The following is a 14,765-nucleotide window of genomic DNA, read 5'->3' on the forward strand; positions in this document are numbered from 1 at the left end:
CCGGGCAATGCCGCCGGGCAGCTCCGCCGGGCACAGGGCGCCGGGCAATGCGGCGAGGGGGCGTGCGGCGGGGGGCGTGCGGCGGGGGGCGTGCGCCCCGGCGCGGCGCTTCAGGCCGGCCGGGCGGCCAGGAAGGCCCGCCAGCCGCCCAGCGCCGTGATCTCCTGCGCCCGCGCCACCGCATGGGCCTCGCACAGGAAGCCGGGCACCTGGGAGCCGTCGTCCAGGGTCAGCTTGCCGATGCCCAGCGGTGCCGGGATGCGGGCGACGAAGCGGCCGAAGGCGGCCGGCTCCAGCGCCCACACCTCCACCTCCAGCCCCGGCCCGGCAAAGCCCGGCTCGCGCACCACGCCCGGCTTCTGGGGCGTGGTGTCCGGCAGCACGAACAGCCGGTAGTCGGGGGCGGTGCGGCAGCGCTTCACCAGCACGCCGCCGGCCTCGGTGAGCTCCGGGTTCAGCGGCATGCCGGACAGGTGCGCCCCCACCACGGCGATGGGCACGGCTTCCGCCGAGGGATCAGGCGACGGGCGACCACCGCTGAGCGATGCATCGGTCATCATGGGCGGCTCCTCACAGGGCTTCGAGCACGGCGACCACATCGCCGCTTCGCACGACGCGGCCGGGCGCGGCGCGCACTTCCCGCACCCGTCCGGCAGCATGGGCGGTGATGGAGATTTCCATCTTCATGGATTCGATGATGGCGATGGTGTCGCCGGCGGCGACCACCGCCTGTTCCGCCACCAGCACCTTCCACACATTGCCGGGAACGCTGGCGGCGACGCCGAAGCAGCCTTCGGGCATCTCGCCGTCGCTGAGAGGGGCGGCAGCGTCGTCGGCCACGAAGCTGTCCAGCCCCTGCGCCTTCCAGCGCGCGCGCTCGGCCTCGAAGGCGGCCTGCTGGCGCGCCTTGCCGGCGGCGATGGCCCCGGCATTGGCGGCGAGGCTTGCCGCATAGTCCGCATAGGAGAAGCGGCTCGCCTCGATGCGCACGGGATAGGCCCCGTGGGGGAAGGCGGCGCGCGCCTCCATCAGTTCCTGGTGGGAGACGGGGAAGAAGCGGATCTCGTCGAAGAAGCGCAGCAGCCAGGGCGTGTCGCGGAAGGCCGGTGTGCGGTGCCAGGTGTTCCACATCTGGATGGTGCGGCCGAACAATTGGTAGCCGCCCGGCCCCTCCATGCCGTAGATGCACATATAGGCGCCGCCGATCCCCACCGCATTTTCCGGCGTCCAGGTGCGGGCCGGGTTGTATTTGGTGGTGACGAGGCGGTGGCGCGGATCAAGGGGGGTGGCCACCGGCGCGCCGAGATAGACATCGCCCAGCCCCAGCACCTGGTAGCTGGCGCCGAAGATGATGTCTTTGACCGCCTGCTCGTCTTCCAGCCCGTTGATGCGGCGGATGAACTCGATGTTGGAGGGGCACCACGGCGCGTTGGGGCGCACCAGCTCCTGGTACTTGCGCATGGCCAGTTCCGCCTGCGGGTCGTTCCAGGAGAGGGGCAGGTGGACGATGCGGCTTGGCACCACCACATCCTGCGCCCGGGGCAGGCCCTTTTCGATTTCCGCCAGGGCGTCCAGGAGCTTGCGGCGCGCCAGCGTCGTCCCGTCATAATGGATCTGCAGCGAGCGGATGCCGGGGGTGAGGTCGATGATGCCCGGCAGCCGCGCGTCGCCCACCGCCTGCGCCATCAGGTGCGCGCGCAGGCGCAGGGCGATGTCGAGGTGCATGTCGCCGAACTCGACGAGGAGATTGTCGTCCCCCTGCCGGCGGTAGACCACGCGCACCGGCCCGTCGTCATGGATGGCGAGGATGGGGGAGCCGTGGTTCCCTCCAGAGCGGGAGGCTCCCTCTCCCGCGTGCGGGGGAGGGCTGGGGAGGGGGCTCGCCTCCGCTCTCCTGACATTGGCGCGAGCGGCCCCGCCTTCCCCCTCCCAACCCTCCCCCGCACGCGGGAGAGGGCTAGAGGGTGCGGGGTCTTCCGCCCGCGCCAGCGGCACGAAGCGCACGCGGTCGCCGGGCTTCAGCTGGCCCATCTTCCATTGCTCGTCCCGCGCGATCACCGCCGGGCAGACGAAGCCGCCCAGCGAGGGGCCGTCCGGGCCGAGGATGATGGGCATGTCGCCGGTGAAGTCGATGGCGCCGATGGCATAGGCATTGTCGTGCAAATTGGAGGGGTGGAGCCCCGCCTCCCCGCCGTCGGTGCGGGCCCAGCGCGGCGTCGGCCCCATGAGGCGCACGCCGGTGCGGGCGCTGTTGAAATGCACCTCGTAGGTGGCCGAGAACAGGTCCGCGATGTCTTCCTGCTGGAAGAAGTCCGGTGCGCCGTGGGGGCCGTAGACGACGCCGATCTGCCAGTCGCGGGTGAGCGGGGCAGGCGCGGGCACCACGGGTGCCGGCGCGGTCGGGCGTTCGGCTGCAGGCGCGAGGTGCAGCGTATCGCCCGCCTTCAGCGTGCCGGTGGCATGGCCGCCGAACTGGCCCAAAGCGAAGGTCGCCCGCGAGCCCAGCACCTCCGGCGCCTGGAAGGCCCCGGCCACCGCCAGATAGGCCCGCTGCCCCGGCCCCGAAATGGTGCCGATGGCGAGCATCTGCCCCGCCTGCACGGGGAAGGCAGCATCGTGCGGCACAGGCGCGCCGTCGAGCTTCGCCGGCATGTGGGCACCTGAGATGGCCACCATTGCATCATCATGGAAGCGCAGGGTGGGGCCGTTGACGGTCATCTCCAGCGCGCAGGCGGTTTGCGCATTGCCCACCAGCGCGTTGGCGCGGCGGAAGGAATGCGCGTCCATGGGGCCGGACGGCGGCACGCCCACATGCCACAGCTTGAGGCGCCCCGGCAGCTCCTGCAGGCTCGACTGGGCGCCTGCGGCGATCACCTCCACGCTCGCGGGGCGGAAGGCGAAGTCCTTCAGCGCCGTGGTCGCCACCTTGCCGGAGAGGAGCAGCTCCGACGCCGCGATGGCGCGCAGATAGGCAAGGTTGGTCTCGATGCCGCAGATGGAGGTTCCGTCCAGCGCCTTCTGCAACGCCGCGATGGCGCTGGGGCGGTCGTCCGCGGTCACGATCACCTTGGCGAGCATGGGATCGTAAAACGGCGTCACCTCCGTGCCGGTCTCGATCCAGCCGTCGATGCGGGCGCCCGCGGGGAATTTCACTTCCGTGAGCAGGCCGGCGGAGGGCTGGAAATTGGTGTGGGGAATTTCCGCATAGACGCGCACCTCCATGGCCGCGCCCTTCGGGGCGAGCGGGCCGGCGGAAGCGATGGGGTCCTCCCCCGCGGCCTGGCGGATCATCCATTCCACCAGGTCGATGCCGAACACCGCCTCGGTGACCGGGTGCTCCACCTGCAGGCGGGTGTTCACCTCCAGGAAGTAGAATTCCTCCCGCGCCGGGTCGTAGATGAATTCCACCGTGCCGGCGCTCTCGTATTTCACGCTCTCGCCGAGCTTAACGGCGGCGGCGTGGAGGCGGGCGTGCACATTGTCGGACAGGAGCGGGGCGGGGGTCTCCTCCACCACCTTCTGGTTCCGGCGCTGGAGCGAGCAGTCGCGCTCGCCGAGCGCCACCACGCGGCCCTTGCCGTCGCCGAAGATCTGCACCTCCACATGCCGCGCCTGCGAGACAAAGCGCTCCAGATAGACGCGCGCATCGCCGAAGGAGGCGCTGGCCGTGCGCTGGACGCGGGCGAACACCTGCGCCAGCTCCTGCGGCGTATGGCACAGCTGCATGCCGATGCCGCCGCCCCCGGCGGTGGACTTCAGCATCACCGGATAGGTGATGGCCTGCGCCGCCGCGAGCGCGGCCTCGGCGCTGTCGATGAGGTCGGTGCCCGGCAGCAGCGGCACGCCGGAGGCCTTGGCCAATTCGCGCGCCGTGTGCTTGAGGCCGAAGGCTTCCAGATGCTCGGGCTTCGGGCCGATGAAGGCGATGCCTTCTTCCGCCAGCCGCTTGGCGAAGCGCACGTTCTCCGACAGAAAGCCGTAGCCGGGATGCACGGCCTCAGCCCCCGTCGCCTTGCAGGCGGCGATGACGGCCTCGACGTTCAGGTAGCTCTCGGCGGCCGGGGCCGGGCCGAGGCGCACGGCCTCGTCGGCTTCCAGCACGCCGCGGGTGAAGCGGTCGGCGTCCGAATGGACGGCCACCGAGGCGATGTTCATGGCGCGCAGCGTGCGGATGACGCGCCGCGCGATCTCGCCGCGATTGGCGATGAGGACTTTCGTGAACACCGCTCAGTCCTCCGCGCCGGCGAAGACGAGGACCTGGATCGGCGTCGGGTTGAAGCCGTTGCAGGGATTGTTGATCTGCGGGCAGTTGGAGATGACGAGGAGAACATCCATCTCCGCGCGCATCTCCACATAGTCGCCGGGGCCGGAGATGCCGTCCACGATGGCCAGTTCGCCCGAGGGCTCCACCGGCACGTTCATGAAGAAGTTGATGTTGGGCACGATGTCCCGCTTGGACATGCCGTGCTTGGCCACCTCGATGACGAAATTCTCGCGGCAGGCGTGCAGATACTTCACCTGATGGCCGAAGCGCACCGTATTGGCCTCGCAGGAACAGGCCCCGGCCGAAGTGTCGTGCCGCCCGCAGGTGTCGGCGGTGACGGTGAGCATCACATTGCCTTCGCACGAGATCAGCTTCGTGCCGGTGGTCACATAGGCCGAGCCCTGCACCCGCAGCGTATCCTGGGAAGAATAGCGCTCGGAAAAATCATCGGCCTTGTAGAACAGCGTATCCACCGCCTGCTGGCCTTCCAGATCGACGATGCGCACGCTCTCGCCCTTCTTCACCAGGCAGGAGAAGGGCGCGTTGGCGGGCACGAAGTAATCGTGCAGCGCCGAAGCAGCATCGCGCACGGGGGTTGCAAAGAATTGGGTCATGAAAGCCTCCCCTCAGCGCGCGGTGTTCTGGAAGCCGCGGACGGCCTCGATGGTGGCGGTGCGGCACAGGTCGTCCGCGGCGGGGGCGGGCGCGCGGAACCGGATCGCCTCCACGGCGGGCGGCGCATAGGCGGGCGCCGGGTCCATGGGGTGGGGGCAGTTGGAGAGGGTGACGATGAGGTCCATCTCGGCGCGCAGATCCACGAAATCGCCGGTCTGGCGCTTGCCCTCCAGCCAGCGGAAAACGCCGTCCGCATCGGTGCGCACGGGGGCGAAGAAGGTGATGGCGGGGGGAATGTCGCGCTTGTCGTAGCCGAGCTTGCCGGCGGCGAGAATGAAGTTGTCGCGGGTGTTGCGCAGCACCTTGTCGCCATAGCGGGCGCGGTTGGAGGCGCTCGTGGAGCCGCCCACCAGCGCATCATGCATGCCGCTCGTGTCCTCCATGAGCGAGAACATCACCCGGCCCATGTCGGAGAACAGCACGCGGCCCTTGCCCAGCGCCGCGGTCCACTGCACCTTCACCGTGTCGGCATAGTTCAGCCGCTCGGATTTGTCCGCCGCCGCCCAGGCGATCATGGACACTGCGGCAGGCCCCTGCGCCAGAAGGATGCGCAGGGCCTCGCCGGCCTTCAGCGGCGTGGACCAGTACCAGCCGCCGGGGATGGTTTCGGCATGGATCACGGCGCCCTGCGGCAGCGGCGTGCCGCGCGGCGTCGGGCCGGGCAGGGCCTTGGGGGCATGCTTCTGGCCGGCGGCCTTCAGGTCCTCGTACCGGCGCTTGTTCTCTTCGATGAACAGGCGGGTTTCTTCGCTGACGGTCATGTGCTGTCTCCTCAAGCCGTCTGAAGCGCCGGGTCGTCCCGGCCGGGTCCCGAGGGATTGGCCGGGTCGTCCCGGCCGGGGTTCACGGATTTCGTCTCGGGCTGGCCGGCGATGCGCGATCCTGCGATTCTCTTGGGCCAGACCTCGATGTCCTTGGCGATGGTGGCGCCGTAGCGGGCCTTCTCCTCCGGCCGGTTGCGCCGGCGCTCGAAGGCGATGATGCGGGTGGCCAGGGTGAAGGCTTCCTTCAGGTCGTGGGTCACCATCACCACGGTCATCTCGCACTCGTTCCACAGCTTCAGCATCAATTGGTGGATGTCGGCGCGGATGCCGGGGTCGAGCGCGCCGAAGGGCTCGTCCAGAAGCAGGATCTTGGGCTTGCGCATGATGGCCTGCGCCAGAGCGAGGCGCTGCTGCATGCCGCCGGAGAGGGCGGCGGGATATTTGTCCTCCGCCCCCTTCAGGCCCACTTCCGCGATGAGGGCGCGGGCCTCCTCTTGCGCCGCCCGGCGGCGGGCGCCGAACAGCCGGCCGGTGAGGGGGGCTTCCGCCATCTCGGCGGCGAGCACCACATTGCCCAGCACGGTCAAGTGCGGGAACACGGAATAGCGCTGGAACACCACGCCCCGGTCGGCGCCCGGCTCGCGGGCGATGGGCTGGCCGCCCACCAGCACCTCGCCGCGGGTCACCGTCTCTTCCGAGAGCAGGATGCGCAGGAAGGTGGTCTTGCCGCAGCCCGAGGGGCCGACCAGGGCGATGAAGGCGCGCGACGCGAAATCGAGGCAGATGTCCTCCAGGACGATCTGCTCGCCATATTCCTTCCACAGGTGGCGCACGCTGATGGCGGTCATTTCGCGGCTCCGAACCAGGGGAAGAAGAAGCGGCGGGCGCGCACCAGCGCGAAGTCCATGGCCACGGCCAGAAGGGTGATCCAGGCCACGTAGGGCAGGATCACATCCATGGCGAGATAGCGCCGCACCAGGAAGATGCGGTAGCCGAGCCCGCTGTCCGAGGCGATGGCCTCCGCCGCGATGAGGAACAGGAAGGCCGGGCCCAGCGAGAGCCTGAGCCCGTCCATGAGGCGGGGCAATATCTGCGGCAGCACCACGCGCAGCCCCATCTGCCAGGTGGAGGCGCCCAGCGTCTGCGCCTTGATCATCTGCTCGCGCGGCAGTTCCTCCACCCGCATGGCAAGGTCGCGGACGAGGTAGGGCGTGACGCCGATGGCGATGAGGGCGATCTTGGATTCCTCCCCCAGCCCCATGACGATGAACAAGATGGGCAGAAGCGCCAGCGGCGGCACCATGGAGACCATGGCCACGAACGGCGCCAGCAGCGCGCGCATGACGGGCAGCATGCCGATGAGCACGCCCACCAGCACGGCGATGGCGGTGGAGATGGCCAGCGCCGCGAGCAGCCGGCCCAGGCTGGCCAGCGTATCGGACCACAGGAGGTAGTTGCCGGTGCGCGCATCCGCCGTGAAGGCCACCTTCACGATGGCGTCGCCCAGGGTGGAAAGGCTCGGCAGCAGCTTGTCGTCCGGGTTCACGGCGAGGCGCTCGGCGGAGCCCAGAAGATAGGCGAGGATGACGAGGGCGAACGGCAGGATGGTGAGGAACAGCGCCGTTCCCCGATCCGGCCTGATATTGACGAGGCGCATCAGCGCTGCTCCTGAAGGGTGGATGAAGGCGGGGCATGCCCGGTTCGGCCGCCCGGCCCTGGAATGGGCCCTCCGGTCAAGCCGGAGGGCGACGGTCCGCGGCTTTCGCCGTCATGCTCCGGCTCGACCGGAGCATCCACTTTCGCCGCCGTCACCACCGTGCCCGGCCCTGGAATGGGCCCTCCGGTCAAGCCGGAGGGCGGCAGGGGTCAGGGGAGGTCGCGTCGCCCCGGTCTGCGGCACCCGCTTCCACGCGGGGAGGGGGAAGCCGCCGCCTCACAGCTTCCCGTCGGCGGCGGCGCCCATATAGGTGTCGGTGAAGCGGAACTTCACGTTCCTGGCGTCGCCCAGCACCTTGCCGCCCACCAATTCGATGCCCACCGCATCGGCGGACTTGGCGCCGGAGCCGAGAAGCTCCTTCTCGAACAGGAACTTGCGCACCCGGTCCATGGTCGTGCCGACATCCGGCGAGCGCACGAAGGCGACCGCGTCGGGCGCCTTGGCAAACAGCTTGGTGGCGGCCAGCTGGGCGTCGAAGCCGGCAAGGTCGGTGCCGGAAGCCTTGCCCATGGCGGCGCGGGCGGCCTTGCCTTCCGGCGTGTCGGCGGTGAACAGGGCCGTGGTTTCATACCAGATGCCGGCCAGCGCCTTGCCGAAATCTGGATTGTCCTTCAGCACGGCAGTATTGGCCACCATGAGGTCCATGATCTCGCCGGGGATCTTGGAGGAATCGAAGACATTGTGGGCGTTCTTGTCGGCGAGGATCTCGGAGACCAGCGGGTTCCAGGTGACCACCGCGGTCACGTCCCGGGTCTTGAAGGCGGCCACCATGTCCGCGTCGGAGGTGTTCACCACCTTCACGTCGCGCTCCCTGAGCCTGATGCTCTCAAGGCCGCGGGCCAGCAGATAATGGGAGACGGAGAACTCCACCAGGTTCACCTTCTGGCCCTTGATGGCCGACAGCTCCTTCTTGCCCTTCAGGATCACCGCGTCATTGCCGTTGGAGAAGTCGCCGACGATGACGGCGGTGGTGTCCACGCCGCCCGCGGCGGGCACGGAGAGGGCGTCCATGTTGGTGACGGTGAGGGCGTCGAAGGCGCCGGCCGTGTACTGGTTGATGCTTTCCACGTAATCGTTGAACTGCACCACGTCGATCTTGATGCCGTATTTGTCGGCCCACTTCTTCACGATGCCGGCGTCATTGGCATAGCCCCACGGCATCCAGCCCACATAGATGGACCAGGCGACCTTGAATTCCTTCTTGGGCGCGGCCATCGCCGGCTGGGCGCCGAGCGCGAGGCCGGCCACGGCGGCCATGCCGAGAGCGCCGGCGGCGAGCGATTTCAGGCGGTGGGCGGAAAATGAGAAGAGAGCGCGCATATAAATTCCCCTTCGCTGCTTGGGAGGCGGATTCACCTCCTGACGATTGGGAACTGGCGGAAACCCGAGTGCCGCCAATTCCTTGGCCACTGAGGTCTCCCGGGCTTTTATCCCGCCGTGCACCCGCTGCGGATGTCTCCCGCAGCGGTGGCAGCTCTCGGACCAGCGCACCCCGCAGGATGCCGGAACCCTAGCCACCAAACTCGCCACAGGAGAAGCAACCGGTGTGCCAGTTCACAGGTTATGCAATATCAAAGGCTTGGCGAGAATGGCGGGCCGGCGCCTGCGTCTGGCTTGGGCATTGTGAGATTAAATAATGAGCACAATGGCCGCAATTTCTGCGCATTGCATACATTGGTGCCGGCGCTCGCCTGCCCCCGGCGCCGCGGCCTCTCGCCATCGGCCGCACGCTGCGTTAAGCGGCGCAGGCGGCACCGCCGCCGGGGAGGGGACGACATGAGGGTTCTTCTGGGTCTGGTGGCGGCCGTGGTGGTGTGCGTCGCGCTGCATCTGGCGCGCACGCTTCTGGCCCCGGTGGTCTTCGCCTTGTTCGTGATCGCGGTGGTCTATCCGCTCCAGGGCGCCCTGGAGCGGCGGATGCCGAAGCTGGTCGCCGTGCTGGCCACCCTGGTGGTGACCCTGCTGGTGGTGGGCGGGGTGTCCTCGGTGGTGGTGTGGGGCTTCAGCCATGTGGGCGCCTGGGTGTTCCAGAATGCGGCGCGGTTCCAGGCGCTCTATGCCCAGGCCGGCATCTGGCTGGAAGGCCACGGCTTCGTGCTGGCGGGCCTCGTCACCGAGCATTTCGACGTGCGCTGGCTGCTGCGCCTGTTCCAGGACCTGTCCGGCCGGCTGCAGGGGCTGGCGAGCTTCCTCGTCTTCACCCTCGTCTATGTGCTGCTGGGGCTTCTGGAGGTGGATGCCATGCGCAGCCAGCTGGCGCGCCTTGCACGGACGGGGCGGGTGGCCTTCCTCGGCCCGGCCCTGGCCGACATGGCGGTGAAGCTGCAGAAATATATGATGGTGCGCACGCTCATGAGCATCGCCACCGGCCTGGTGGTATGGCTGTTCACCCTCACCGCCGGGCTGGAGCTGGCGCTGGCCTGGGGCGCCATCGCCTTCGCGCTGAACTATGTGCCCTTCATCGGCCCGTTCACCGCCACCCTTTTGCCCACCCTGTTCGCGCTGGTGCAGTTCGAATCGTGGGAGATGGCGCTGTTCGTGTTCGTCTGCCTCAATATCATCCAGTTCCTCTCCGGCAGCTATATCGAGCCGCGCCTGGCCGGCAAGGCGCTGGCGGTGTCGCCTTTCCTGGTGCTGTTCTCGGTGTTTGCCTTCGCCTTCCTGTGGGGCATTGCCGGCGCCTTCATCGGCGTGCCCATCCTCATCGCCGGGCTCACCTTGTGCGCCCACCACCCCAGCGCCCGCGTGGTGGCGGACCTGTTCTGCGGCCAACCGGCGCCGGAGGAGGCGTGAGGTGAGCTCTCAGGGGCGCGGCGGCAGGCCCGCCTCCACCCGCTCCAGCACATAAGGGAAGAAGGGGTTGGAGGACATGCGCACCAGCATGTCCACGCCCACCACCAGCGCCCCATATTCCCCCCGCGCGGCGATGTTGCCGAGGCGGATGCCGAAGGCGTCCGCGGGGTCGGGCTTTAGGCCGTAGAGCCCGTCCTCCAGCGGGAAGGGCAGGGCCACGTGGGACAGGGAATAGACATCGTGCGGATAGGCGAGGCCCAGCTCCTCCACCGCCTCCTGCGTGCTGCCCGCGGGCGTCACCCGCAGCACCATGGCTTCGGTGCCGGGCGCCGCATTGGTGATGAGGGCGGTGCGGAAGCGCCGCGGTGCCGGCGGCAGCAGGCGGGCCAGAGCGGTGTCGGCGCGCGCCGTCAGAAGGTCCTCGAAGCTGGTGTTGCGGTTGATGTCGAACAGCACCAGCTCGCTGCCGTTGTCGTCCAGCCGGGCGTGGAGCTCATCGATCACCGCCCGGGTGCTCACCGTGTGGTCGAGCACCGACTGGAAGGTGAGCACCGGAGCCAGCCCCGTGAGGCGCCCGGCGCGCATGTGCCGGTCCAGGCTGGACTGCAGCGCCCGCGTCAGCAGGAAGGACTGGCGCGCCGCCTTCACTGGAAAGGAATTGTATTTGAACGGGTTGAACTCGGGAATGAGATTCAGCCACGCGGCCTTGGCGAAGGCGGGGAAGAGCGAGGGCAAAGCGGCGAGGCCGGAGAAGCGCGCGAATGCCGTCACCCCCACCATGGGCGAGAACAGCACGATGCGCGCCGGGGCGACGAGGGCGGGGTCTTCCAGCGCATCGAGCGCATGCAGGAGGGCGAGCGCACCGCCATTGGAATAGCCCACCAGATGCACCGGCTTGTCCGGCCCCACCCGGCGGCGGGCCTCGCGCATGGCCAGGCGCGTGGCGGCGGTCCAGTCCTCATGGTTGGTCCGGGTCAGCGCCCCGGGCACGGTGCCGTGACCCGGCAGGCGCAGCACGATGGCGAGGAAGCCGCGCGCCGCATAGCGCCGGGCCACATGCCGCAGGCTGTAGGGCGAATCGGTGAGCCCGTGCAGGAACACCGCCGCCCCCACCGGCGGGCCTTCCGGCTCCAGCACATAGGTGCGGTTGAAATCCTGGGCGAAGCGGCCGGGGTAGATGGGGCTTCCGGCGAAATAGCGGTTGAAGCGCACCCGCTCGGGCGGGGTCAGATCGTCCGTCACATGGGTGCGCACGGCCGCGAAGGCCTTGTCCTCCGCCGCGAGGTAGGCGGCAAGGTCGGCCCGGTCCAGCTCGGCGCGGCTCAGCTCCGGCGGCACGAAGGTGTGCCAGGGGTCCAGCGGCGGGCCGCGCTGGGAATCCACCGCCCGCACCACGAAGATGGTGGCGACGATGGCGAGCACCAGCAGCCCCGCGAGCTTCACCATGCGCCCTGCGCCCCGCCAGAGCCCGCCGAACAATCCCATGTCGCTTCCGCCCCCCGTTGCGCGCGAGCCTATACGGCTGCGCGGGCCGGGCAAGGTGGCGGCTGCGCAAGCGGGCGCTTGAGCCTTTTCGACGCCCGGGGCAAGCGCCCCCCTTGCAGCGGGGGCCTTGCGTCGCTATCTGCCAACCATGCCCCGGAGAGGCAGCAAGCCCATGGAAAACCTGAAGCTCATCGCCCTCGACGAGGAAGACCTCGCCATCGTTTCCGCCCATCTGCAGGATGCGGTGGTGAAGATGGTGGACATGGGCTTCCTGCCCCGGTCGCAGCGCTTTGCCATGCTGCTCAACCGCTTCGACTGGGACCAGAAGGTGCTGGCCAACGAAACCGTGCGCCGGCGCACCGGCCTGCATTTCGAGCGGGTGCGGGACGTGAAGTGCCGCGGCATGGCCGAGGCCCAGCGCACCGGCGTGCTGAACCTTCTGGCCGTCACCTTCATTCCGGCCGATGCACCGTCCGGCTACGTGCTGCTGACCTTTTCCGGCGGTGCCGAGGTGCGGCTGGAGGTGGAATGCATCGAGGCGGGCCTGCGCGATCTCGGCCCGGCCTGGGGCTGCGCCCATACGCCCAAGCATGTGGCGCCTGATCCTCTGGGCGCCCCGGCCGCCGATGGCGCCCAGAAGAGCCCCCGCGCGGGGACCGACGACGCGGCCTGAGGGTCCCGATCTCCGGCACGGCTGCGCGCAAGGTCGCGGACGGCGGGGCTTCCCTCGCGCGCGAACCTGATCTAGCAAGGCGACATGCCGATCCGTCTTTCTGCCGAACAGCCCGATTTTCCTGAACGCTTCACCGCCTTCCTCGGCTCCAAGCGCGAGGCGTCGGTGGACGTGCAGGAGCAGGTGGCCGCCATCATCGCCGACGTGCGCGCGCGCGGCGATGCCGCCCTCGTGGATTTCTCCCGCACCTTCGACCGGGTGGACCTTGAGGCGCTGGGCCTGCGCGTGAGCGATGCCGAGCTGGACGCCGCCCTCGCCTCCATTCCCGAGGAGACCCGCGCGGCCCTCGCCTTCGCCAAGGCCCGCATCGAAAGCCACCATGCCCGCCAGAAACCGGCGGACGAGACCTATACGGACGCCACCGGCGTGGTACTGGGGCACCGCTGGACCAGCGTGGACGCGGTGGGGCTCTATGTGCCCGGCGGCACCGCGGCCTATCCCTCCTCGGTGCTGATGAATGCGGTGCCGGCCCAGGTGGCGGGCGTGCCGCGCATCGTCATGGTGGTGCCGGCGCCGGACGGGCAGATCGCGCCCCTGGTGCTGGCCGCCGCGCGCCTTGCCGGGGTGCATGAGGTGTATCGCGTGGGCGGCGCCCAGGCGGTGGCGGCCCTGGCCTACGGCACCGCCACCATCGCCCCGGTGGACAAGATCGTCGGCCCCGGCAACGCTTATGTGGCGGCGGCCAAGCGGCAGGTGTTCGGCAAGGTGGGCATCGACATGGTGGCCGGCCCCTCCGAGGTGCTGATCCTCGCCGATGCTGACGCCAGCGCCGATTTCATCGCCGCCGACCTCCTCGCCCAGGCCGAGCACGACACCGCGGCCCAGTCCATCCTCGTCACCTCCTCGCCGGAGCTGGCGCAGCAGGTGGAGAAGGCGGTGGAGGGCATGCTCGCGACCCTGCCGCGGGTCGCCATCGCCTCCGCCTCCTGGCGCGACCACGGCGCCATCATCCTGGTGCCGGACCTTTCCGCCGCCATTCCCCTGGTGGACCGGATCGCCCCCGAGCACCTGGAGATCCATGCGGCGGATGCGGACGCCCTGGCCGCCCGGGTGCGGCATGCCGGCGCCATCTTCATCGGCGCCTGGACCCCGGAGGCCATCGGCGACTATGTGGGCGGCACCAACCACGTGCTCCCCACCGCCCGTTCGGCGCGCTTCTCCTCGGGCCTCTGCGTGCTCGACTTCATGAAGCGCACCTCCATCCTGAAGCTCGATGCGGACGCGCTCGGGGTGCTGGGGCCGGCGGCCGTGCGCCTCGCGGCGGTGGAGCGGCTCGATGCCCACGGCCGTTCCGTGCTCATCCGCACCAATTCCCGGCCGGGAGCCTGACGGGCATGACCGAGACAGCCAACGCGCGTTCGCCCACCCGCCTCAGCGCGGTGACCCTCGACGAGGGGTCCATCGGCCATGCCAGCCCGGACATCGAGCACGAGCGCGCCACCGCCATCTGGGATCTGGTGGCCGACAACAGCTTCCAGCCCGTCGGCGACCCCGGAACGGGGCCCTATGCGCTGCACATCTCGCTGATGGAAAGCCGGCTGGTGCTGGACATCAAGCGCGAGAGCGGCGACCAGGTGGTGCAGCATCACCTGTCCCTCACCCCCTTCCGCAAGGTGGTGAAGGACTATTTTCTGGTCTGCGAAAGCTATTACAACGCCATCCGCAGCGCCTCCCCCAGCCAGATCGAAGCCATCGACATGGGCCGGCGCGGCTTGCACAACGAGGGTTCGACGCTGTTGCAGGAGCGCCTCGAAGGCAAGGTGGAGCTGGATTTCGACACCGCCCGGCGTCTGTTCACGCTGATCTGCGCCCTGCACTGGAAAGGCTGAGCGGCCATGGAGCCCCCTGCGGCGTCGAAGCGCTCAGCGCGGCCGCAATCGGTTCTCTTCATCTGCGGGCAGAATGTGGTGCGCTCGGTGATGGCCGCGGCCCTCACCCGGCACCTGTTCGGCAAGTCGATCTACGTGGGCTCGGCCGGCGTCATCGCCGGGGAGGCCGACCCCTTCGTCACGGCGGTGATGGAGGAGATCGGCCTCGACGTGAAGAAACACCGGCCGCAGAGCGTGGAGGAACTGGAGGAATACGAGGGCCTCGGCTTCGACCTCGCCATCTCCCTGTCGCCGGATGCGCACCACCGGGCGCTGGAGATCACCCGCACCAACGCGCTGGATGTGGAATACTGGCCCACCTCCGACCCCTCCCGCGAAGCCGGCAACCGCGCCCAGCGGCTCGACGCCTACCGCGCCGTGCGGGACGAGCTGGAGCAGCGCATCCGTGCGCGCTTCCGCCAGCCATGACCGGCGTCTTCCACCTTGTGCCCGGCCCGGGCCTCTG

The 14,765-nt window shown here is 69.2% G+C and carries 12 protein-coding genes, 1 pseudogene and 1 riboswitch; of the genes and pseudogenes, 5 read left to right on the forward strand and 8 right to left on the reverse strand.

Going from position 1 to position 14,765, the window contains the following annotated elements; genetic code table 11:
• Positions 1-110: 110 nt before the first annotated feature.
• The 7 genes and pseudogenes from ACI7BZ_RS12360 to ACI7BZ_RS12390 all read right to left on the reverse strand — a co-directional run.
• Positions 111-500 (reverse strand): annotated as a pseudogene (locus ACI7BZ_RS12360) (allophanate hydrolase-related protein); the annotation flags it as partial.
• Between the two features lie 70 nt (positions 501-570).
• A complete protein-coding gene (gene uca / locus ACI7BZ_RS12365; protein ID WP_414117448.1) occupies positions 571-4,224 on the reverse strand; it encodes an urea carboxylase in 3,654 nt (1,217 codons plus the stop codon).
• A gap of 3 nt (positions 4,225-4,227) precedes the next feature.
• Complete coding sequence (locus tag ACI7BZ_RS12370) at positions 4,228-4,878, reverse strand: urea amidolyase associated protein UAAP2 (RefSeq protein WP_414117449.1); 651 nt, start codon at positions 4,876-4,878, stop codon at positions 4,228-4,230.
• Positions 4,879-4,890: 12 nt separating this feature from the next.
• Positions 4,891-5,700: an urea amidolyase associated protein UAAP1 gene (locus tag ACI7BZ_RS12375; protein ID WP_414117450.1), complete on the reverse strand. Its 810-nt coding sequence runs from the start codon at positions 5,698-5,700 to the stop codon at positions 4,891-4,893.
• A gap of 11 nt (positions 5,701-5,711) precedes the next feature.
• Positions 5,712-6,551: an ABC transporter ATP-binding protein gene (locus ACI7BZ_RS12380; protein ID WP_414117451.1), complete on the reverse strand. Its 840-nt coding sequence runs from the start codon at positions 6,549-6,551 to the stop codon at positions 5,712-5,714.
• Positions 6,548-7,360: an ABC transporter permease gene (locus tag ACI7BZ_RS12385; RefSeq protein WP_414117452.1), complete on the reverse strand. Its 813-nt coding sequence runs from the start codon at positions 7,358-7,360 to the stop codon at positions 6,548-6,550. Before ACI7BZ_RS12385 ends, ACI7BZ_RS12380 begins: the two co-directional genes overlap by 4 nt.
• 276 nt (positions 7,361-7,636) lie before the next feature.
• The gene (locus ACI7BZ_RS12390) at positions 7,637-8,740 is read right to left on the reverse strand and encodes a putative urea ABC transporter substrate-binding protein (protein WP_414117453.1); all 1,104 of its coding nucleotides are present in this window, start codon (positions 8,738-8,740) and stop codon (positions 7,637-7,639) included.
• A gap of 94 nt (positions 8,741-8,834) precedes the next feature.
• Positions 8,835-8,945, reverse strand: a riboswitch (guanidine-I (ykkC/yxkD leader).
• A gap of 251 nt (positions 8,946-9,196) precedes the next feature.
• On the opposite strand from ACI7BZ_RS12390, the gene ACI7BZ_RS12395 reads away from it, so the two are divergent.
• A complete protein-coding gene (locus tag ACI7BZ_RS12395; protein ID WP_414117454.1) occupies positions 9,197-10,213 on the forward strand; it encodes an AI-2E family transporter in 1,017 nt (338 codons plus the stop codon).
• A 9-nt stretch (positions 10,214-10,222) separates the two neighbouring features.
• Here the strand turns inward: ACI7BZ_RS12395 and ACI7BZ_RS12400 are convergent, their stop codons facing one another.
• Positions 10,223-11,698 carry an alpha/beta hydrolase gene (locus ACI7BZ_RS12400; protein WP_414117455.1) on the reverse strand — a complete coding sequence of 492 codons (1,476 nt, stop codon included), beginning with the start codon at positions 11,696-11,698 and terminating at the stop codon, positions 10,223-10,225.
• Positions 11,699-11,870: 172 nt separating this feature from the next.
• Between ACI7BZ_RS12400 and ACI7BZ_RS12405 the strand changes: the two genes are divergently transcribed.
• The 4 genes from ACI7BZ_RS12405 (at position 11,871) to ACI7BZ_RS12420 (ending at position 14,728) form a co-directional block, all read left to right on the forward strand.
• Positions 11,871-12,371 (forward strand): DUF2948 family protein, encoded by a 501-nt coding sequence (locus ACI7BZ_RS12405; RefSeq protein WP_414117456.1) that lies wholly within the window; start codon positions 11,871-11,873, stop codon positions 12,369-12,371.
• Positions 12,372-12,455: 84 nt separating this feature from the next.
• A complete protein-coding gene (gene hisD, locus ACI7BZ_RS12410) occupies positions 12,456-13,760 on the forward strand; it encodes a histidinol dehydrogenase (RefSeq protein ID WP_414117457.1) in 1,305 nt (434 codons plus the stop codon).
• Positions 13,761-13,765: 5 nt separating this feature from the next.
• Positions 13,766-14,260: a UPF0262 family protein gene (locus ACI7BZ_RS12415; RefSeq protein ID WP_414117458.1), complete on the forward strand. Its 495-nt coding sequence runs from the start codon at positions 13,766-13,768 to the stop codon at positions 14,258-14,260.
• Positions 14,261-14,266: 6 nt separating this feature from the next.
• Positions 14,267-14,728 (forward strand): arsenate-mycothiol transferase ArsC, encoded by a 462-nt coding sequence (locus tag ACI7BZ_RS12420; protein ID WP_414117459.1) that lies wholly within the window; start codon positions 14,267-14,269, stop codon positions 14,726-14,728.
• Positions 14,729-14,765: the final 37 nt, after the last annotated feature.

The sequence above is a fragment of the Xanthobacter sp. AM11 genome (assembly GCF_047444035.1).
Classification (GTDB): Bacteria; Pseudomonadota; Alphaproteobacteria; order Rhizobiales; family Xanthobacteraceae; genus Xanthobacter.

Excerpts from the sequence above, each read along its gene's own strand:
- ACI7BZ_RS12405 (WP_414117456.1), top strand. The coding sequence starts at position 11,871 with ATGGAAAACCTGAAGCTCATCGCCCTCGACGAGGAAGACCTCGCCATC.
- ACI7BZ_RS12370 (WP_414117449.1), bottom strand. The coding sequence starts at position 4,878 with ATGACCCAATTCTTTGCAACCCCCGTGCGCGATGCTGCTTCGGCGCTG.
- ACI7BZ_RS12420 (WP_414117459.1), top strand. The coding sequence starts at position 14,267 with ATGGAGCCCCCTGCGGCGTCGAAGCGCTCAGCGCGGCCGCAATCGGTT.
- ACI7BZ_RS12390 (WP_414117453.1), bottom strand. The coding sequence starts at position 8,740 with ATGCGCGCTCTCTTCTCATTTTCCGCCCACCGCCTGAAATCGCTCGCC.
- ACI7BZ_RS12400 (WP_414117455.1), bottom strand. The coding sequence starts at position 11,698 with ATGGGATTGTTCGGCGGGCTCTGGCGGGGCGCAGGGCGCATGGTGAAG.
- ACI7BZ_RS12395 (WP_414117454.1), top strand. The coding sequence starts at position 9,197 with ATGAGGGTTCTTCTGGGTCTGGTGGCGGCCGTGGTGGTGTGCGTCGCG.
- ACI7BZ_RS12415 (WP_414117458.1), top strand. The coding sequence starts at position 13,766 with ATGACCGAGACAGCCAACGCGCGTTCGCCCACCCGCCTCAGCGCGGTG.
- ACI7BZ_RS12380 (WP_414117451.1), bottom strand. The coding sequence starts at position 6,551 with ATGACCGCCATCAGCGTGCGCCACCTGTGGAAGGAATATGGCGAGCAG.
- hisD (WP_414117457.1), top strand. The coding sequence starts at position 12,456 with ATGCCGATCCGTCTTTCTGCCGAACAGCCCGATTTTCCTGAACGCTTC.
- ACI7BZ_RS12375 (WP_414117450.1), bottom strand. The coding sequence starts at position 5,700 with ATGACCGTCAGCGAAGAAACCCGCCTGTTCATCGAAGAGAACAAGCGC.
- ACI7BZ_RS12385 (WP_414117452.1), bottom strand. The coding sequence starts at position 7,360 with ATGCGCCTCGTCAATATCAGGCCGGATCGGGGAACGGCGCTGTTCCTC.